Raw genomic sequence first — 18,447 nt, 5'->3', positions numbered from 1 at the left:
CGCGCGACACAGGGACGCTCAGGGCGCCCGGACCACAGGTTCGGGCGCCCGGTGCCGCCGCCGCGAGCGCCCTGGCAGGTGGGCGACCCGCTGCCGGAGGCGTCGGTGGGCCCGACGGCCGGTGCCGTCACCGCGTCTCCCCGGCCGGAGACGCCGTCAGCGGACCGGCCCGAGCGGGAGTCCGGGCGGGACGCCCCGGCCGACCCGCCCGTGCCGGGTGTCCCCGCGTCGTCGCCGGCGGCCATCGGCGGGCCGGAGCGGGCGCGGGGCGTCTGGCAGCGGTTCCTGCGGTGGTGGCAGGGCTACTGACCGGCGGCCCAGTCCTCGTACGAGGTCCAGGCGGTCAGGGCGCGCTCGCTGTGGAAGCGGTGCTCCCGTCCGGTGAGCGGATCGGTGAACGCCAGGGTCCGCGCGAGCAGTTGCAGCGGGCGCCGGAAGTCGCCGGCCGGCCCGGGGGCGGTCACCTCGGGGTAGAGGGGGTCGCCGAGGATCGGTACGCCGAGCGCGGTCATGTGGACCCGGAGCTGATGCGTCTGCCCGGTGCCGGGCACCAGGCGGTACCGGCCCAGTCCGGAGCCCGGCCCCGGGCGGTGGCCGAGCAGTTCGACATGGCTGACGGCGTTGGGCTCGCCCTCGACCTCGCGGGCGGTGAGCACCCCGCGCTCCTTGACGATCCGGCTGCGTACGGTCCGGGGCAGGGCGAGGCCGGGGGCGTACGGGGCGACGGCCTCGTACTCCTTGTGGACCAGGCGGTCGCGGAACAGGGTCTGGTAGGCGCCGCGTTCCCCGGGCCGCACGGTGAACAGGACCAGACCGGCGGTGAGCCGGTCGAGGCGGTGGGCGGCGCTGAGGGCGGGGACGCCCAGTTCCCGGCGCAGCCTGGCGAGGGCGGTCTCGGTGATGTGGCTGCCGCGCGGGGTGGTGGCGAGGAAGTGCGGCTTGTCGGCGACGACGATGTGCTCGTCGCGGTAGCGGACCTCCAGGGGGAAGGGGACGGGGACCTCGGTGGGCAGATCGCGGTGGAACCAGACGTACCGGCCGGGTTCGTACGGCGCGTCCGGGGCGACCGGGCGGCCGTCCGCGCCGACCACCCGGCCGTCGGCGAAGAGTGCCTCGACGACGCCGGGTCCCGCGCCGGAGAGCCGTTCGATCAGATGCTCGCGGACGGTGGTCCAGGGTCCGTGGGCGGGCAGCCGCAGCCGTACGGGATCGACCCCGTCGCGCTGGGGGAGCGGGGAGGGCGGGGGAGGGGTGCGGCGTCTCATCGACGGCAAGGGTAGGCGGGGGCGTACGGCGGCGGAAAACGGCTGTCCCGGCAGGCGGTGCCGTTGGCAGGATGTGGATCATGCCCTACCTCACCCGACCGGTCCTGTCCGCCGGCACCCTCTCCCGTGTCCCGCAGCCCACCGTGCCCACCGGGGACGGGCTGGTGCTGCGGCCGTGGCGGGACGACGACGCGCCCGCCGTCCACGACGCCTTCCAGGACCCGGCGATGCACCAGTGGCACATCCGCACCGCCGACTCCGTGAGCGAGGTGCGGGGCTGGATCGCCGAATGGCGGGACGGCTGGGCGGCGGAGCGGGACGCGCAGTGGGCGGTCGCCGACGCGGCCACCGGCCGGCTGCTCGGCCGGGTCGCCCTGCGCGGCATCGTGCTCGGCGACGGAGTGGCCGAGGTGGCCTACTGGACGGTGGCGGCGGCCCGCGGACAGGGCGTCGCCGCGCGGGCCACGGCGGCGCTCGCCCGCTGGGCCCTGGACGAGGTCGGCTTCCACCGTCTGGAGCTGAGCCACGCCGTGGCCAACGAGGCGTCCTGCCGGGTGGCCCGGCGGACCGGGTTCGCCCTGGAGGGCACCAAGCGCAGCGCCCTGCTCCACCCCGACGGCTGGCACGACATGCACCTGCACGCCCGCGTCCGGGGCGACTGAGCGGCCGGGTCCGGACGCGGCACCCGGCGGCGCGAGCCCGGGAGGGTTACGCCGCGGGGGCCGCCGAGGTGCCCTCCTGCTCGGCCTCGACGCGGGCGTTCCACTCCCGCTTCGACGCCTGCCAGCCGTCCTCGTTGTGGCCGAGCCGCCAGTAGCCGGAGATGGAGAGCTGCTCGCGGGCGATCCGCCGCTCCACGCGGAGCAGCTTGCGCAGTTCCTTCACGCAGCCCGCCTCGCCGTGCACGAAGGCGTGCACCCGCCCTTCGGGGAAGTCCAGGCCCCGCACGGCCTCGACCAGGGCCTCGCCCACCGGGCGGTCCCCGCGGTGCAGCCAGACCACCTCCACATCGGAGTCGATCTTCTGCTCCTCCTCGGGGCCGGCGACCTCCACGAAGGCGAAGGCGCGGGCGCCGTCCGGCAGCGACTCCAGGGAGCGCGCTATCGCGGGCAGCGCGCTCTCGTCACCGGCGAGCAGATGCCAGTCGGCGGCGGGATCGGGGGCGTAGGCGCCGCCGGGGCCCATGAAGAGGACGGTCTCGCCGGGCCGCGCGTCCCGTGCCCAGGGCCCGGCCAGGCCCTCGTCGCCGTGGATCACGAAGTCCAGGGTGAGTTCGCGCTGCTCGGCGTCCCAGTGCCGCACCGTGTAGGTCCGGGTCACCGGCCACTGCTCGCGGGGGAACTCGGCGCGAATCCGCTCCATGTCGAAGGGCTCCGGGTAGCTCGCGCCCCCGGCGGGGAAGAGGAGTTTCACGTAGTGGTCGGTGCAGGTGTCCGCCGAGAAGCCGGCGAGTCCCGCACCGCCGAGGACGACGCGCTGCATGTGCGGGGTGAGCCGCTCGGTGCGGACGACCTGTGCGGAATGCGGCTTCCGCGGCTTGCGTCCCGGTCGGTCTGCCATGACGGCCTCCCTGTCCCTGAGTTAGGTATACCTAAGTTAGCATCCCTTCCCCAGTCGACACCTGATGGCGGAACCGGGCGATGGCCTTCCCCGTGCCCACCGGGACCCGCCTCCTACGGTTTCCCACCGGTGCCACCGTGATGCGCCGCGGCGCGAGGGTCGCCCGGTGGCACGGGTCAGGCGCGCAGCGTCGTCAGCAGCCGCTCCAGCGATCCGCCCAGGCCCCAGCGGGCGGTCAGCGCGTCCAGCGCCTCCGGGTCGCGCGGCGCCTTCGGCAGCGCGGTGGCGAGGTCGGGCAGCGGCACGTCGTCCGCGACCCGGACCACCTTGGGCGCCACCGCGAGATACGGCCGGGCCTCGGCGAGCCTGCGGCGCTGCGCCGGGGTGAGTTTCGCGCCGGGGTCGTCGATCGCGGCCAGGACGCCGGCCAGGTCCCCGAACTCGGCGAGCAGCTTCGCCGCCGTCTTCTCGCCGACGCCCGGCACGCCCGGCAGGCCGTCGCTGGGGTCGCCGCGCAGCAGCGCCAGATCGGCGTACCCGGCGCCGTCGACGCCGTACTTCTCGCGCAGGGCCGCCTCGTCGGTGAGCGCCAGGGTGCCGACGCCCTTGACCGGGTACAGCACCCGCACCCCGCGGGCGTCGTCGACCAGTTGGTACAGGTCGCGGTCGCCGGTGACGATGTCGACCGGGCCGTCCGCCCGCGCGGTGTACGTGCCGATCACGTCGTCCGCCTCGTACTCCGGCACACCGACCCGGGCGATGCCGACGGCGTCCAGGACCGCCTCGATGACCGGGACCTGCGGGGACAGCGTGTCGGGCACCTCCTCCCGGTCCGGACCGGCCGGGCGCTCCTCGGCGACCCGGTGCGCCTTGTAGGAGGGGATCAGCGCCACCCGCCAGGCCGGGCGCCAGTCGGCGTCCATGCAGGCCACCAGGTGGTCGGGCCGGTGGTCCTTCACCAGTCGGTCGATGAAGTCCAGCAGTCCGCGCACGGCGTTCACCGGCGTGCCGTCGGGAGCCTTCACGGACTCGGGGACGCCGAAGTAGGCGCGGAAGTAGAGGGAGGCGGTGTCGAGGAGCATCAGTCGTCCGGTCACGCTCCGCATCATGCCGCAGGTCCCAGGGGCGGTATGTGAACCAGGTCACTGTTGTGTTTGGCCGATAAGGAACAGGGCAGGCGCGCTGCCGGGCCAAAGCTGGTTGTCTTATTCAACTTTGTCGGACCGTGAGCCGGTCTTCGTGCCCTGTCCTTGTCCCCGAGCCAAGAGGTCAGCGTGTCAGCAAGGCTTGAGGCCGAGCATCTTTACAAGGTGTTCGGCAGAAAACCGGATCAGGCAGTCGAACGGCTGCGTCAGGGAACCGACCGGGAGGAGCTGCGCGCCGACGGCATCACGGCCGCGGTCATCGACGCCTCCTTCACCGTGGAACCCGGCGAGATCTTCGTCGTCATGGGCCTGTCCGGGTCCGGCAAGTCCACGCTGCTGCGCATGCTCAACGGGTTGCTGGAGCCGACCGCCGGACACGTCCGGTTCGGCGGCCAGGACCTGACCGAACTCGGTGACCGGGGGCTGCGCGAGGTCCGCTCCAGGAAGATCAGCATGGTCTTCCAGCACTTCGCGCTCTTCCCGCACCGCAGTGTCCGCGACAACGCCGCATACGGCCTCGAAGTGCAGGGCGTGCCCCGCGCCGAGCGCGAACGCCGCGCCGACGAGGCGCTCGCCCTGTGCGGCCTGGCCGGCTGGGAGAAGTCCTGGCCCGACGAGCTGTCCGGCGGCATGCAGCAGCGGGTGGGCCTGGCCCGCGCGCTCGCCACCGACGCCGACCTGCTGCTGATGGACGAGTCGTTCAGCGCGCTCGACCCGCTGATCCGCCGCGACATGCAGGACCAGTTGCTGGAACTGCAGAAGACGCTGAAGAAGACCATCGTCTTCATCACCCACGACCTCAACGAGGCCATGCGCCTGGGCGACCGCATCGCCGTGATGCGCGACGGCCGCATCGTGCAGATAGGCAGCGCGCAGGACATCCTGCTGCGCCCCGCCAACGACTACGTCGCCTCCTTCACCCAGGACGTCGACCGTTCCCGCGTGCTGACCGCCGGCGCCGTGATGGACACCGGGACGCGCGGCGACGAGGCCGACTGCGCCTGCGAGACCGCGACGCCCGAGACGCCGTTCACCGAGCTGTGCGCGATCAGCGCCCGGGTGCCGCACGCCGTGGCCGTCCTGGACGGCGAGCGCCTGGTCGGGGTCGTCCCGCGGCAGCGCCTGATCGGCTTCCTCGGCGACGAGCAGGCCGACCCCGGCACCTGCGACACCCCCCGGGACAAGGGCGGCGAGAAGGTGATGGCCCGTGCCTAGGGTCCCGCTCGGCGACTGGGTCAACAGCGCCGTCGACTGGCTCCTGGACCATGTGTCCTGGCTGTTCGACTTCTTCAAGACCGTCTTCACCGGCACCTACGACGGCATCGACGCCGTCCTCCAGGCGCCCGAGCCGCTGCTGCTGGCCGGTATCTTCGCGGTGATCGCCTTCTGGCTGCGCGGCACCCTCGCCGGTGTCCTCACCTTCGCGGGATTCGCCTTCATCGTCTCCCTCGAACTGTGGGAGAACGCGATGATCACCCTGTCGCTGGTGCTCGTCGCCACCATCATCGCGCTGGTGGTCGCCGTGCCCGTGGGCATCTGGGCGGCCCGCTCCGACCGGGTCAGCGGCCTGGTCCGGCCGGTGCTGGACTTCATGCAGACGCTGCCCGCGATGATCTACCTCATCCCGGCCATCCTGTTCTTCGGCACCGGCGCCTCCGCGGGCATCGTCGCCACCCTGATCTTCGCGCTCGCCCCCGGCGTGCGCATGACCGAGCTGGGCATCCGGCAGGTCGACAAGGAACTGGTCGAGGCGGCCGAGGCGTTCGGCACCACGCCCCGCAACACCCTGCTGCGCGTGCAGTTGCCGCTGGCCCTGCCCACCGTGATGGCGGGCGTCAACCAGGTGATCATGCTCGGTCTGTCCATGGCCGCGATCGCCGGCATGGTCGGCACCGGCGGCCTCGGCGGCGACGTCAACGAGGCCATCGGCCAGCTCAACGTGGGCCTCGGCTCCGAGGCCGGCGTCGCCATCGTGATCCTCGCGATCTACCTGGACCGGATGACCAGCGCCCTGGGCACCCAGGTCTCCCCGCTGGGCCGGCGCGCCGCCGCTCGGGCCCGCGCGACGGGCGGCATGAAGATCTGGTCGTACCGGCCCCGCCCGCAGGTCGCCGTGATCGGCGTCGTCGTCCTGGCCCTGGTCGCCGGCGGCATGGGCATGTTCGGCGGCTCCGGCGACGCGGAGAACACCGCCGACGGCACGAACGTCGGCCAGGGCAAGAAGGTCAGCCTCGGCTACATCCCCTGGGACGAGGGCGTCGCCTCCACCTTCCTGTGGAAGGAGATCCTCGAACAGCGCGGTTACGAGGTGGAGGCCAAGCAGTTCGACGCCGGGCCGCTCTACACCTCCCTCGCCCAGGGCGACATCGACGTCTTCACCAACGCCTGGCTGCCGACCACCCACGAGCAGTACTGGAAGAAGTACGGCCAGCGGCTCGACGACCTCGGCGCCTGGTACGGCGAGACGTCCCTGGAGCTGACCGTCCCCGCGTACCTGAAGGACGTCGACACCCTGGCCGACCTCAAGGGCAAGGGCGCCCGCTTCGGCGGCAAGATCACCGGCATCGAGTCCAGCGCCGGTGAGACGGCCCTGCTCAAGAGCAAGGTGCTGAAGGCGTACGGCCTGGACCGGGAGTACAAGGTCGTCGACAGCTCCACCCCGGCGATGCTGGCCGAGCTGAAGCGGGCGATCAGCAAGAAGGAACCGATCGTCGTCCCGCTCTGGTCGCCGCACTGGGCGTACAACGACTACGACCTGAAGAAGCTCAAGGACCCCAAGGGCGCCTGGGGCGAGGGCGACGGAGTGCACAGCCTCTCCCGCAAGGGCTTCGCGGACGACGACCCCACGGCCGCCGGGTGGCTGAAGGACTTCCGGCTCACCGAGAAGCAGCTCACCAGCCTCGAAGCCGAGATCAACAAGTCCGGCAAGGGCAGGCAGCAGGACGCCGTCCGCACCTGGCTGAAGGCCAACCCCGGCGTCGTCGACAAGCTCGCCCCGGTCGCCGCCGGGTCGGGGGGCAAGCCCGCGGAGGCCAAGCGGGCGCTGGACGTGGCCTGGTTCCCGTGGGACGAGGACGTCGCCGTCACCCATCTGTGGAAGAACGTCCTGGAGAAGCGCGGCTACAAGCTGAACCTGAAGCAGATGGACGTCGGCCCGGTCTACACCGGCCTGGCCTCCGGCGACCTCGACCTCAACTTCGACGCCTGGCTGCCGCACGCCCAGGCCAACTACTGGGAGAAGAGCAAGGACGACCTCACCGACCTCGGCACCTGGTACCAGCCGACGTCGCTGGAGATCGCCGTCCCGTCGTACGTCGAGGACGTGAAGTCCATGGCGGACCTCAAGGGCAAGGCCGGCCTCTTCGACGGCAAGATCATCGGCATCGAGCCGGGCACCGGCGAGATGGACCTCCTCAAGAGCAAGGTCCTGCCGGGCTACGGCCTGGACCAGGAGTACGAGGTGGTCGACGGCTCCACGCCCGCGATGCTGGCCGAACTCAAGCGCGCCCTCGCCAAGGAGGAGCCCGTCGCCGTGGTGCTCTGGTCGCCGCACTGGGCGTACAGCGACTACGAGCTGACCAAGCTCAAGGACCCGAAGAAGCTCTGGGGCGAGAACAACACGATCCACACGATCGCCAACAAGGAGTTCCCCGAGCGGTACCCGCGGCTCACCGAGTGGATCAAGAACTTCCGGATGAGCGAGGAGGAGCTGGGCAGCCTGGAGAGCGAGATCAAGGACCGCGGCCAGGGCCACGAGGAGGACGCGGTGGCCGCCTGGCTGAAGGAGAACCCGGAGGTCGCCGCCCGGATGACCCCGGCCTGACGCCCTACGGCCCGAGGTGCCCCCGAGGGGCGGGGGCCCCGGCGGCCCCCCCCCCCCCCCCCAAACCCCCCCCGCCCCCGGGGGGGCCCCCCGCCCGCCCCCCCCCGGCCCCCCCCCCCGCCGGCGGGGGGCCGGGGGGGGGGGGGCCCCCGCCCCCCCCCCCGCGGGGGCCCCCGGCCCCCGCCCCTCGGGCGTTCCCCGACCGGGCCCGGCGAAGTACCGTAAGAATCCGGACAACCACGGAGCGCCAAGTCCCCGCCCGAGCCGCACGCGTGTCGGATGTCGCACGCGGGCGGGAACACGGAAGGGGGGCCGGGCGCCCTCCCCGGGGCCGGCCGGCCGGTCGGTGGACGGACCGAACCGGTGGCGAGAACCGTGAGGTCCGTGCCACCGGAGCGTTTACGTCCATGTGACGGGCGCATGAAACGGTTTGCCGAACATGCGTAGGGTGCAAGGAACCCCCCGAGGGGTTGGCGCCCGGGTCCGGGCACCGAGGACGACACGACGACGAGCGAAGGAGGGAGCCGAGCGATGGGCGACCACAAAGAACAGCCCCTCCGGGTGGGCGCGGCCGTCCGCCGGCGGCGCCGCGCGCTGGAGCTCACGCTCGCCGTCGTGGCCGAGCGCAGCGGCCTGTCCGTGCCCTTCCTCAGCCAGATCGAGAACGACCGGGCGCGGCCCAGCACCGGCTCCCTGGAGAAGGTGGCCGACGCGCTGCGCACCACCGCCGTGGAACTGCTGGCCGCCGCCGACCCGGCGTGCAGCGTGGACGTGGTCCGCGCCGAGGACGGCGAGCCCGGCCCCGACCCCCGGGTGCGCTCCCTGGTCCGCGGCCACCACCAGATGCACGCCCTGGAGTTCACCGGCGACCACGACGCGGGCCGGGAACTGCAGTACCGCAACGACCAGTTGATGTACGTCGCCGAGGGCGCCGTCGAGATCGAGGCCGAGGGCCGCGCCTACCGGCTCGGCCGCGGCGACACCCTGTACCTGACCGGTGGCGTACGGCACCGGTGGCGGGCGACGGTCGCGGACACCCGGCTGCTCGTGGTGGCGGTCGCCGAGCACATCGAGGCGGTCCGGGACCGGCCGGGCCGGTGAGCGCCCCGCCCCGGGTCGTCTCCGTGGTGCCGTCGCTGACCGAGTCGGTCGCCCGGACCCTGCCCGGCGCCCTGGTCGGCGCCACCGACTGGTGCACCCACCCGGCCGGCCTCGACGTCGCCCGGATCGGCGGCACCAAGAACCCGGACACCGGGCGGATCGCCGCCCTCGCCCCCGACCTGGTGATCGCCAACGAGGAGGAGAACCGCGCCGCCGACCTGGCCGCCCTGCGCGCGGCGGGCGTCGAGGTGCTGGTCACCGAGGTACGGACGGTGCCGGGGGCGTTCGCCGAGCTGGCCCGGGTGCTGGCGGCCTGCGGCGCCCGGTCCCGGCCCCGGTGGCTGGACGAGGCGGAGGCCGCCTGGACCTCCCTGCCGCCGTCCGGGCACCGCCACACCGCCGTGGTGCCGGTGTGGCGGCGGCCCTGGATGGTGCTCGGCCGGGACACCTTCGCCGGGGACGTCCTCGCCCGGCTCGGCGTCGACCACCTCTACGCCGGCCACGCCGACCGCTACCCCAGGGTGCCGGTCCAGGAGCTGCGGGCCGCCCGCCCCGACCTGGTGGTGCTGCCCGACGAGCCGTACCGCTTCACCGCCGACGACGGCCCCGAAGCCTTCCCCGGGCTGCCCTGCGCCCTGGTCGGCGGACGGCACCTCACCTGGTACGGGCCGTCGCTGGCCGAGGCGCCCCGGGTGCTGGGCGAGGCGCTGCGAGCAGCTCGCCGCTGACCAGGCCGCGGACCGTCCGCACGGCGGCGACGCCCCACGCGGCGACCAGGACGGCGTACAGCAGGACCGTCAGTCCGGCGCAGACGGCGAGCTGCGTGTGCCGGGTCAGCGAGGCGGCGCCGGTGGCACAGGTGCCCACCGGGAAGGTGAACGACCACCAGGTCATCGAGAAGCCCATGCCGTGCCGGCCGGCCCGCACCACGTGCGCCGTGGCCAGCGCCAGCCAGAGCAGCGCGAAGCCCGTCACGGGCACGCCGTACAGGACGGCGAGCACGGCGTACCCGGGTGCGGCGGCGTCCGCGAGGTGGCCGACGGCGGTGGTGGACTGGCCCAGCGGGCCCAGCACCAGGAACAGCGTCGGGGTGAGGGCGAGCGGCAGCGGACCGGTGGTGAGCAGCCTGGCGAGGATCAGCGGCAGCGTCAGCAGCGTCGCCAGCAGGCTCGCCCCGAACAGCGCGAGACAGGCCAGCAGCAGGGTCTCCCGCGCCTGCCCGGCCGGCAGGTGCGCGGCCAGCGGCGGCCCCTGCGCGGCGGCCACCATCGGCGCGACCAGCGGCAGCAGCCACACCGGACCGGCCTGCCCCGGCTCGATCCGGTGGTGTACGGCCATCAGGTACGGCACGGCGACGGCCACGGTCACCGCGACGGCCGTACCGGCGGTGAACAGCACGGCGTCCACGGCCACCGCGGCCCGTACCCCGAGCAGGTCCCGGCCGGCCGCGAGCGCGCTGCCGCCGACCGAGAGCAGCGCCATGGCCAGGCAGCCGTAGAACGGGGCCGCCGCCGGGTCCAGCAGATGGGCGCGGGCCTGGTCCCGGTGGTGCCGCCAGTGCAGGGACCGCGCGACGAGCAGAGCTGCCAGCAGGATCAGGGAGAGCACCCAGACGGCGGCGCACGCGGCGCGCAGGCCGGGGACGCGCCAGGGCAGCGCGGCACCGGCGGTGGCGACGATGGCGGTGCCCATGACACAGGCGTACCAGTTGGGGCCGAGGTGCCGGAGGGCGGGGACGCGGGGCGGGCGGCGGGCCGCGCGGGGAAGACCCCCGGCGGTGCCGACGGGTGGGACAGCGGTGACCATGCCTCTACCGTCGCCGGGACGCGCGCCGCTGACCAGGGAGCACGTCCCTATGAGGACATAAGCTGGAGTTATGAGCAGCGCGGAGGAGCAGGGCGACGGCGAGCCGGGCGGGCGCACGCGCGACGGGTCGCTGGCCCACCGGGTGCCGGACCTCGGCGCCCTGGAACTGCTGCTGGCGGTGGCCAGGCTGGGCAGCCTCGGCGGCGCCGCCCGGCACCTGGGCATCAGCCAGCCGGCCGCCAGCAGCCGCGTGCGGTCCATGGAACGCCAGCTCGGGGTCGCCCTGGTGGACCGCTCCCCGCGCGGCTCCCGGCTCACCGACGCGGGGGCGCTGGTCACGGACTGGGCGCGGCGGATCGTGGAGGCGGCGGAGGCGTTCGACGCCGGGGCGCAGGCGCTGCGCGACCGGCGGGACTCCCGGCTGCGGGTGGCGGCGAGCATGACCATCGCCGAGTACCTGCTGCCCGGCTGGCTGCTCGCGCTGCGCGCCCAGCGGCCGGACACGGCGGTCTCCCTGCTCGCCGGGAACTCCTCGGCGGTGGCCCGGCGGCTGCTGTCCGACGAGGCCGACCTCGGATTCGTGGAGGGCGTCAGCGTGCCGGCCGGCCTGGACTCCACGGTCATCGCCCACGACCGGCTGATAGTCGTCACCGCGCCCGGCCACGCCTGGGGCCGCCGCCGGCGTCCGCTGGCGGCGTGCGAGCTGGCCCGGACGCCGCTGATCCTGCGCGAGAAGGGGTCCGGCACCCGGCAGGTCCTGGACGCCGCGCTGGGCGGCCTGGCCCGGCCCCTGATCGAGCTGTCCTCGACCACGGCGGTGAAGGCCGCCGCCGTCAGCGGCGCCGGCCCCGCCGTCCTCAGCGAACTCGCCGTCGGCGAGGAACTGTCGACGCGGCGCCTGGTCCGCGTCCCGGTCGCCGACGTCTCCCTCGCCCGCGACCTGCGCGCCGTCTGGCCCACGGGCCACCGGCCGACGGGACCGGCCCGGCACCTGCTGTCCTTGACACGGTCGCAGCGGGCCTAGGGGCCTTGGGGTGACTGGGGGTTTTGGGGTGCCTGGGGGTCTTGGGGTGGCTGGGGCCTTGGGGTGGCTGGGGGTTAGGGGGTGGCTGCGGGTCTTCGGGCGCCTAGGGCCTCGGGGCGCCTGCGGGTCTTCGGGTGCTCGCAGGTCTTCGGGTGGCTGGGGCCTTGGGGCGCCTGCGGGTCTTAGGGCGCCTGCGGACCTTCGGGTGCCTGGGGCCTTGGGGGTGCCCGGGGCCTTGGGCGTACGGGGGTGGCTCGTCCCGCCGGTCACGGGTGCGTCGGGTCGCGCGGCAACCGGTACGCGTGCGCGCGATGCGCCCCGTGACGCGTAGGCGGGCGTATCACCCGCAGGGCGTCGCGCCCCGGTCGCGGGTGCCGCGGGCCGCCGCCACCAGGCCCCGCATCACCCGGTCGTCCTCGCCCATCTCCGGGTGCCACTGGACGCCGAGGGCCCACGGGCCGGCGGGGGGCAGTTCGATCGCCTCGACCGTGCCGTCCGCCGCGTGGGCCGACGGGAGAAGGCCCGCGCCGAGACGGTCCACCGCCTGATGGTGGTACGTCGGCACCAGCGTCTCCTCCGGGACGATCCCGGCGTACACCGTGCCCGGCACCGGCACCACCGGGTGGCCGCCGAAGACGCCCACCGTCTCGGCGTGGCCGTCGAGGTGCTGGACGAGCGTGCCGCCCAGGGCCACGTTCAGGAGCTGCATGCCCCGGCAGATCCCCAGCAGCGGGACGCGGGCGGCCAGCGCGGCCCCGATCAGCCCCAGTTCCCACGCGTCCCGGGCACGGGCGGGCGGCCCGGTGCGCGGGTCGGGGGCGGCGCCGTAGCGGACCGGCTCCACGTCCGGGCCGCCCGCGATCACCAGGCCGTCGAGCCGGGCCACCGCCGCGGCGGCGTGCTCCGGCGCGTCCGGCGGGAGCATCGCGCAGATCCCGCCCGCCCGCTGCACCAGCAGGGGGTACCCGGCGGGCAGCAACGCCGCCTCCAGATGCCACACCCCCCAGCGCGTCCCGGTCTCCAGATACGTACTGACCCCGATCAGCGGCCTGCCCGTCATCCACCCCTCCCACCATGGCCCACGCCCCTACCTCTACCCTCCCGGACCCCGGAAGTCCCGCACGTCACCACCCGCCGTTGCCCGCCCCCCGCCTCACGCGAGGAACCCGCGCAGCAGCGCCGCCGTCCCCGCGCAGTGCTCCCGCATCGTCTCCCGCGCCGCCCGGGGGTCCCCCGCGAGCACCGCCTCGACCAGCGCGGCGTGCTGGTGCTGGGAGTGCTCCAGGTTCCGTACCAGCAGCGGGATGCAGTCCAGCAGGTCGTTCAGCGTGGCCCGGACCTCCGCGTACCGCGCGGCCAGCGTCGGCGAGCCGGACAGCTCGGCCAGGGCGAGGTGCAGCAGGGTGTCCCGGCGCCGGTAGTCGGCCGGCGGCGCGTCCCGCGTGCCGGCCAGCGCCGCCCGGAGCCGCTCGGCGCCCGGCGCCGGCAGCCCGTGCGTGGCGCACAGCTCCGCCGCGCCCACCTCCAGCACCTCCCGGAAACGCAGGACGTCCTCCAGGTCCACCCCCGCCACCCGGCGCCGCAGCTCGTCCCCGTCGCCCGCCCGGGGGTCCGGCCGCCGGGGCAGCACAAACGTTCCGCCGTACCGGCCGCGCCGGGCCTGCACCAGGCCCTGCTCCTGAAGCACCTTCAGGACCTCGCGCAGCGTCACCCGGCTGATGCCCAGCCGCGCGGCCAGTTCCCGCTCGGCGGGCAGCCTGCCGCCCTCCGGGACCAGGCCCAGCCGGACGACCTGGAGAATCCGCTCCAGCGCCTCCTCGAACCCGTTGCCCGCCCGGACCGGCCGCAGCACCGGCGCGAGCCGGTCCGGCACCGGGCCCCCGCTCCCCTCCGGCATCCGGCGGTGCCCCCTTCCCAAGCAATGGTCGCGAGCCATACCTTATGGCTCCCGGCTGACCGAAGAAGCCCCAGGAGGCCGACCCGTGGCAGACCGCACACCCCCGCTCTCCGCCGAGCACCTGCGGCGTCTCGTCGCGGGCGGTGAGATCGACACCGTCGTCCTCGCCTTCCCCGACATGCAGGGGCGACTCCAGGGCAAGCGGTTCGCCGCCCGTTTCTTCCTCGACGAGGTGCTGCGCCACGGCACCGAGGGTTGCGCCTACCTGCTCGCCGTCGACGCCGAGATGAACCCCGTCGGGGGGTACGCCATGTCCTCCTGGGACCGCGGCTACGGCGACTTCGCGATGCGCCCCGACCTCGCCACCCTGCGCCGCGTCCCCTGGCACGAGGGCACCGCGCTGCTCGTCGCCGACCTCGCCTGGGCGGACGGCTCCCCGGTCGTGGCCGCGCCCCGGCAGATCCTCCGCCGCCAACTGGAGCGCCTGGCCGAGCACGGCCTGACCGCGCGGGCCGGCACCGAGCTGGAGTTCATCGTCTTCAAGGACTCCTACGAGCGGGCCTGGGAGGCGAACTACCGGGGCCTCACCCCGGCCAACCAGTACAACGTCGACTACTCCATCCTCGGCACCGGCCGCATAGAGCCCCTGCTGCGCCGCATCCGCAACGAGATGGCCGGCGCCGGCCTCACCGTGGAGTCCGCCAAGGGCGAGTGCAACCCCGGCCAGCACGAGATCGTGTTCCGCTACGACGAGGCCCTGGTCACCTGCGACCAGCACGCGGTCTACAAGACCGGCGCCAAGGAGATCGCCGCCCAGGAGGGCTTCTCCCTCACCTTCATGGCCAAGTACAACGAGCGCGAGGGCAACTCCTGCCACATCCACCTCTCCCTCGCCGACGCCGACGGGGAGAGCGTCATGGCCGGACCCGACGGCGGGATGTCCCCGCTGATGCGGCACTTCCTCGCCGGGCAACTGGCCGCGCTGCGCGACTTCTCGCTGCTGTACGCGCCGAACATCAACTCCTACAAGCGGTTCCAGCCCGGCTCCTTCGCGCCGACCGCCGTCGCCTGGGGCCACGACAACCGCACCTGCGCGCTGCGCGTGGTCGGCCACGGCCCCTCCCTGCGCTTCGAGAACCGGCTGCCCGGCGGCGACGTCAACCCGTATCTCGCGGTCGCCGCGATGGTGGCGGCCGGCCTGCACGGCGTCGAACAGAAGCTGGAACTGCCCGAACCCTGCGCCGGCAACGCCTACACCGCCGACTTCGCGCACGTCCCCGCCACCCTCCGCGAGGCCGCCGGCCTCTGGGAGCGCAGCCCGCTGGCCGAGGCCGCCTTCGGGGACGAGGTCGTCGCCCACTACCGCAACATGGCGCGGGTCGAACTCGACGCCTTCGACGCCGCCGTCACCGACTGGGAGCTGCGCCGCTCCTTCGAACGCATGTGAGGCCCCGCTGACCGACCGACCGCATGGGGCCCCGCTGACCGACCGACCGCATGTGAGGCCCCGTTGACCGACCGACCGCATGAGGCCCCGCTGACCGACCGACCGCATGAGGCCCAGTTGACCGACCGACCGCATGTGAGGCCCCGTTGACCGACGCGCTCCAGGTACTGAACCCCGCCACCGAGGAGGTCGTCGCCACCGTCCCGGCCGCCTCCGCCGCCGACGTCGACACGGCCGTCGCCCGCGCCGTCCGGGCCCAGGCCGACTGGGCCGCCCGCGCGCCCGGCGACCGCGCCCGGCTGCTGCGCCGGTTCGCCACCGCCGTCGACGCACACCTGGAGGAACTGGCCCTCCTGGAGGTCACCGAGGCCGGGCACACCCTCGGCAACGCCCGCTGGGAGGCGGGCAACGTCCGCGACCTGCTCGACTACGCGGCCGGGGGAGTGGAGCGGCTCACCGGCCGGCAGATCCCGGTGCCCGGCGGCCTCGACGTGACGATCCTCGAACCGCTGGGCGTGGTCGGCGTGATCGCCCCCTGGAACTTCCCGATGCCGATCGCCGCCTGGGGCACCGCCCCCGCGCTCGCCGCCGGCAACGCGGTCCTCCTCAAGCCCGCCGAGACCACCCCGCTCACCGCGCTCCGCCTCGCGGAACTCGCCCTCGACGCGGGCCTGCCCGAACACCTCTTCCAGGTCCTGCCCGGCCGCGGCCCGGTCGCCGGACGGGCCATGGTCGACCACCCGGACGTGGCGAAGATCGTCTTCACCGGGTCCACCGCCGTCGGCAGGGACGTCCTGGCCCGCGGCTCCGCCCGCCTCAAGCGCGTCACCCTGGAACTCGGCGGCAAGAGCCCCAACATCGTCTTCGCCGACGCCGACCTGGAGGCCGCCGCCGCTGCCGCCCCCCTGTCCTTCCTCGACAACGCCGGCCAGGACTGCTGCGCCCGCACCCGCATCCTGGTCCAGCGCACCGCCCACGACCGCTTCCTCGACCTGCTCGCCCCCGCGATCGAGGCCGTCACCGTCGGCGACCCGGCCGACGAGCGCACCGACATGGGCCCGCTGATCTCCGCCGCCCAGCGCGACCGGGTCCGCTCCTACGTCCCCGCCGACGCGCCCGGCATCCGCGGCAAGGCCCCCGAGGGCCCCGGCTTCTGGTACCCGCCCACCGTCCTCACCGGTGTCGACCCGCATGCGCGCGTGGCCGTCGAGGAGGTCTTCGGGCCCGTCGCCGTGGTGCTGCCCTTCGACGACGAGGCGGACGCGATCCGGCTCGCCAACGCCACCGACTACGGCCTGTCCGGCTCCCTGTGGACCCGGGACGTGGGCCGCGCCCTGCGGGTCGCGGGCGCCGTCCGGGCCGGCAACCTGTCCGTCAACTCCCATGCCAGCGTCCGCTACTGGACCCCGTTCGGCGGCTTCAAGCAGTCCGGGATCGGCCGGGAACTCGGCCCGGACGCGCTGACCGCCTTCACCGAGACCAAGAACGTCTTCATCAGTACGGAGGGCCCCGCTCAGTGACCCCGGACATCATCTGCAGGCGGCTCGTCGGCCGCACCGCCGTCATCACCGGCGCCGGCAGCGGCATCGGCCTCGCCGCCGCCCGCCGGCTCGCCGCCGAGGGCGCCCACGTCGTGTGCGGCGACATCGACGAGACCCGCGGCAAGGCCGCCGCCGAGGAGACCGGCGGCACCTTCGTCAAGGTCGACGTCACCGACCCCGACCAGGTCGAGGCGCTGTTCAAGACGGCGTACGACACCTACGGCAGTGTCGACGTGGCCTTCAACAACGCCGGTATCTCACCGCCCGACGACGACTCCATCCTGGAGACCGGACCGGAGGCGTGGCGGCGCGTCCAGGAGGTCAACCTCACCTCCGTCTACCTGTGCTGCAAGGCCGCCCTGCCCTACATGCGGCGCCAGGGCAAGGGCTCCATCATCAACACCGCCTCCTTCGTGGCCCGGATGGGCGCCGCCACCTCGCAGATCTCGTACACGGCGTCCAAGGGCGGGGTGCTCGCCATGTCCCGGGAACTGGGCGTGCAGTTCGCGCGGGAGGGCATCCGTGTCAACGCCCTGTGCCCCGGCCCGGTCGACACCCCGCTGCTGCGCGAGCTGTTCGCCAAGGACCCGGAGCGCGCCGCCCGCCGGCTGGTGCACATTCCGGTCGGCCGGTTCGCCGAGGCCGAGGAGATCGCCGCCGCCGTGGCCTTCCTGGCCAGCGACGATGCCTCGTTCGTCAACGCCACCGACTTCCTCGTGGACGGCGGGATCTCCGGGGCCTACGTCACACCGCTGTAGCCGCCCCCTACAGTGCCCGCATGAGCATGTCGCCCCCGCCCGGCTGGTACTCCGACCCGTCGGCCCCGTACCAGGAACGCTGGTGGGACGGCTCGGCCTGGACCGAGCACGCGCGGGCGGCCACGGCGTACGGGCAGCCCGTCGTGCCGCCGCCCGTGCCCGGCGGCGGCGGGCGGAGCAGGGCCATCGCCCTCACGGCCGCCGCGGCGGTCCTGGTCACCGCCATCGTCACCGGCGCGGTGGTGCTGGGCGAGGGCGACGGCGGCCCCGCGGTCCGCACCCCGGACGTCGGCGTACCGGCCCCGTCCGCCTCGCCGCCGTCGCCCGCCCCGTCCGCGCCCTCCTCGGAACCGTCCGCCGACGACCCCGCCGTCGTCGAGGACCAGCTCAACGGCATCACCTTCCCGCTGCTCGACCACTGGGTGCGGCCCCGCGACGTCGCCGAGGACGACGTGGTGATGACCACCGAGGGCACCTACGAGTGCCCCGGCGACGGCGGCGTCTGCCGGCACGGCCTGGTCGTCTCCCGCACGGTGACCGCCACCGCCGAGCGGTCCCCGAAGACCCTCGCCGAACGGGACATCGCGGACGCGGCCGACGACGCCTACGACCGCGACCCGGTCGGCGCCGAGCCCTTCGGCGGTATCGAGTCCCACCGGGTCGTCGGCTCCGGGGCGGTCGCGGTCGCCGGCCGCGCCGGGTACTACGTCCGCTGGCGGGTCAGGACCGCCGAGGGCCCCGGCGGTTACGTGCAGTCGCTGGTCTTCCCGTCCACCGTCGGCACCGAGTCCCCGATCGTCGTCCGCTACGTCTTCGACGCCGGCGAGGACGGCCCGCCGCTCGCCGACATGGACCGCATCACCAAGGGCATCCGCCCGGTCGGCGACCCGGACCCGGGCGGCGGCGTGGGCAGCGGCCCGCTGCCCCAGGGCCTGTCGTTCGGATCGGGTCGCGGGGAACCGGCTGCGCCTTAGTCGTGCTGGTGAGCGGGGTCCGGTGCGTGCGGATGCAAGGAGGAGGAGGGAGCCGACGCGCTGGGGGTCCCCCGCGCGAGCGTGGGGGAGTCGGCGAGTGACGACA

The 18,447-nt window shown here is 74.2% G+C and carries 17 protein-coding genes; 11 read left to right on the top strand and 6 right to left on the bottom strand.

Annotation, left to right across the window (positions count from 1 at the left end):
• Positions 1 to 51: 51 nt before the first annotated feature.
• Positions 52 to 309 (top strand): hypothetical protein, encoded by a 258-nt coding sequence (locus tag ACFY32_RS09920; protein ID WP_390673852.1) that lies wholly within the window; start codon positions 52 to 54, stop codon positions 307 to 309.
• Here ACFY32_RS09920 and ACFY32_RS09915 read toward each other — a convergent pair.
• Positions 303 to 1,265 (bottom strand): RluA family pseudouridine synthase, encoded by a 963-nt coding sequence (locus ACFY32_RS09915; RefSeq protein WP_390673851.1) that lies wholly within the window; start codon positions 1,263 to 1,265, stop codon positions 303 to 305. The two genes, ACFY32_RS09920 and ACFY32_RS09915, sit on opposite strands and share 7 nt — an antisense overlap.
• Positions 1,266 to 1,345: 80 nt before the next feature.
• Between ACFY32_RS09915 and ACFY32_RS09910 the strand changes: the two genes are divergently transcribed.
• On the top strand, positions 1,346 to 1,927 hold the full coding sequence (locus tag ACFY32_RS09910; protein ID WP_359202284.1) for a GNAT family N-acetyltransferase: 582 nt from the start codon (positions 1,346 to 1,348) through the stop codon (positions 1,925 to 1,927).
• A 46-nt stretch (positions 1,928 to 1,973) separates the two neighbouring features.
• Here ACFY32_RS09910 and ACFY32_RS09905 read toward each other — a convergent pair whose 3' ends face one another.
• The gene (locus ACFY32_RS09905) at positions 1,974 to 2,825 is read right to left on the bottom strand and encodes a siderophore-interacting protein (RefSeq protein WP_390673850.1); all 852 of its coding nucleotides are present in this window, start codon (positions 2,823 to 2,825) and stop codon (positions 1,974 to 1,976) included.
• Positions 2,826 to 3,001: 176 nt separating this feature from the next.
• A complete protein-coding gene (locus ACFY32_RS09900; protein ID WP_390673913.1) occupies positions 3,002 to 3,907 on the bottom strand; it encodes a 5'-3' exonuclease H3TH domain-containing protein in 906 nt (301 codons plus the stop codon).
• A 192-nt stretch (positions 3,908 to 4,099) separates the two neighbouring features.
• Between ACFY32_RS09900 and ACFY32_RS09895 the strand changes: the two genes are divergently transcribed.
• From ACFY32_RS09895 to ACFY32_RS09880, 4 genes are all read left to right on the top strand, one after another.
• On the top strand, positions 4,100 to 5,185 hold the full coding sequence (locus ACFY32_RS09895; RefSeq protein ID WP_359202288.1) for a glycine betaine/L-proline ABC transporter ATP-binding protein: 1,086 nt from the start codon (positions 4,100 to 4,102) through the stop codon (positions 5,183 to 5,185).
• Positions 5,178 to 7,793: an ABC transporter permease/substrate binding protein gene (locus tag ACFY32_RS09890; protein ID WP_359202290.1), complete on the top strand. Its 2,616-nt coding sequence runs from the start codon at positions 5,178 to 5,180 to the stop codon at positions 7,791 to 7,793. The genes ACFY32_RS09895 and ACFY32_RS09890 overlap by 8 nt, the downstream gene beginning before the upstream one ends.
• 531 nt (positions 7,794 to 8,324) lie before the next feature.
• On the top strand, positions 8,325 to 8,894 hold the full coding sequence (locus ACFY32_RS09885) for an XRE family transcriptional regulator (protein ID WP_359204964.1): 570 nt from the start codon (positions 8,325 to 8,327) through the stop codon (positions 8,892 to 8,894).
• Positions 8,891 to 9,622: a helical backbone metal receptor gene (locus tag ACFY32_RS09880; RefSeq protein ID WP_359204961.1), complete on the top strand. Its 732-nt coding sequence runs from the start codon at positions 8,891 to 8,893 to the stop codon at positions 9,620 to 9,622. Before ACFY32_RS09885 ends, ACFY32_RS09880 begins: the two co-directional genes overlap by 4 nt.
• Here ACFY32_RS09880 and ACFY32_RS09875 read toward each other — a convergent pair.
• The gene (locus ACFY32_RS09875) at positions 9,549 to 10,700 is read right to left on the bottom strand and encodes a C4-dicarboxylate ABC transporter (RefSeq protein WP_390673849.1); all 1,152 of its coding nucleotides are present in this window, start codon (positions 10,698 to 10,700) and stop codon (positions 9,549 to 9,551) included. The two genes, ACFY32_RS09880 and ACFY32_RS09875, sit on opposite strands and share 74 nt — an antisense overlap.
• A gap of 70 nt (positions 10,701 to 10,770) precedes the next feature.
• Here ACFY32_RS09875 and ACFY32_RS09870 point away from each other — a divergent pair, with 70 nt between their 5' ends.
• Positions 10,771 to 11,724: a LysR family transcriptional regulator gene (locus tag ACFY32_RS09870; RefSeq protein WP_390673848.1), complete on the top strand. Its 954-nt coding sequence runs from the start codon at positions 10,771 to 10,773 to the stop codon at positions 11,722 to 11,724.
• A 340-nt stretch (positions 11,725 to 12,064) separates the two neighbouring features.
• On the opposite strand, the gene ACFY32_RS09865 is transcribed toward ACFY32_RS09870, so the two are convergent.
• Positions 12,065 to 12,784: a gamma-glutamyl-gamma-aminobutyrate hydrolase family protein gene (locus tag ACFY32_RS09865; RefSeq protein WP_390673847.1), complete on the bottom strand. Its 720-nt coding sequence runs from the start codon at positions 12,782 to 12,784 to the stop codon at positions 12,065 to 12,067.
• 93 nt (positions 12,785 to 12,877) lie between these two features.
• On the bottom strand, positions 12,878 to 13,621 hold the full coding sequence (locus ACFY32_RS09860) for a FadR/GntR family transcriptional regulator (protein WP_390673846.1): 744 nt from the start codon (positions 13,619 to 13,621) through the stop codon (positions 12,878 to 12,880).
• A gap of 85 nt (positions 13,622 to 13,706) precedes the next feature.
• Here ACFY32_RS09860 and ACFY32_RS09855 point away from each other — a divergent pair, with 85 nt between their 5' ends.
• From ACFY32_RS09855 to ACFY32_RS09840, 4 genes are all read left to right on the top strand, one after another.
• Positions 13,707 to 15,068, top strand: coding sequence for a glutamine synthetase family protein (locus tag ACFY32_RS09855; RefSeq protein ID WP_390673845.1), 1,362 nt, complete (start codon positions 13,707 to 13,709; stop codon positions 15,066 to 15,068).
• 146 nt (positions 15,069 to 15,214) lie between these two features.
• A complete protein-coding gene (locus tag ACFY32_RS09850) occupies positions 15,215 to 16,588 on the top strand; it encodes an aldehyde dehydrogenase family protein (RefSeq protein WP_359194411.1) in 1,374 nt (457 codons plus the stop codon).
• Positions 16,585 to 17,367, top strand: coding sequence for a 3-oxoacyl-ACP reductase (locus ACFY32_RS09845; protein WP_359194409.1), 783 nt, complete (start codon positions 16,585 to 16,587; stop codon positions 17,365 to 17,367). The genes ACFY32_RS09850 and ACFY32_RS09845 overlap by 4 nt, the downstream gene beginning before the upstream one ends.
• 26 nt (positions 17,368 to 17,393) lie before the next feature.
• Positions 17,394 to 18,341 (top strand): DUF2510 domain-containing protein, encoded by a 948-nt coding sequence (locus ACFY32_RS09840; RefSeq protein WP_390673912.1) that lies wholly within the window; start codon positions 17,394 to 17,396, stop codon positions 18,339 to 18,341.
• Positions 18,342 to 18,447: the final 106 nt, after the last annotated feature.

The sequence above is a fragment of the Streptomyces sp. NPDC000134 genome (genome assembly GCF_042899225.1).
Classification (GTDB): domain Bacteria; phylum Actinomycetota; class Actinomycetes; order Streptomycetales; family Streptomycetaceae; genus Streptomyces.
The sequence above is the reverse complement of the archived record's forward strand: the minus strand, read 5'-3'. Positions and strand labels throughout refer to the sequence as shown.

Excerpts from the sequence above, each read along its gene's own strand:
- ACFY32_RS09915 (WP_390673851.1), bottom strand. The coding sequence starts at position 1,265 with ATGAGACGCCGCACCCCTCCCCCGCCCTCCCCGCTCCCCCAGCGCGAC.
- ACFY32_RS09910 (WP_359202284.1), top strand. The coding sequence starts at position 1,346 with ATGCCCTACCTCACCCGACCGGTCCTGTCCGCCGGCACCCTCTCCCGT.
- ACFY32_RS09905 (WP_390673850.1), bottom strand. The coding sequence starts at position 2,825 with ATGGCAGACCGACCGGGACGCAAGCCGCGGAAGCCGCATTCCGCACAG.
- ACFY32_RS09900 (WP_390673913.1), bottom strand. The coding sequence starts at position 3,907 with ATGCTCCTCGACACCGCCTCCCTCTACTTCCGCGCCTACTTCGGCGTC.
- ACFY32_RS09885 (WP_359204964.1), top strand. The coding sequence starts at position 8,325 with ATGGGCGACCACAAAGAACAGCCCCTCCGGGTGGGCGCGGCCGTCCGC.
- ACFY32_RS09875 (WP_390673849.1), bottom strand. The coding sequence starts at position 10,700 with ATGGTCACCGCTGTCCCACCCGTCGGCACCGCCGGGGGTCTTCCCCGC.
- ACFY32_RS09870 (WP_390673848.1), top strand. The coding sequence starts at position 10,771 with ATGAGCAGCGCGGAGGAGCAGGGCGACGGCGAGCCGGGCGGGCGCACG.
- ACFY32_RS09865 (WP_390673847.1), bottom strand. The coding sequence starts at position 12,784 with ATGACGGGCAGGCCGCTGATCGGGGTCAGTACGTATCTGGAGACCGGG.
- ACFY32_RS09860 (WP_390673846.1), bottom strand. The coding sequence starts at position 13,621 with ATGCCGGAGGGGAGCGGGGGCCCGGTGCCGGACCGGCTCGCGCCGGTG.
- ACFY32_RS09840 (WP_390673912.1), top strand. The coding sequence starts at position 17,394 with ATGTCGCCCCCGCCCGGCTGGTACTCCGACCCGTCGGCCCCGTACCAG.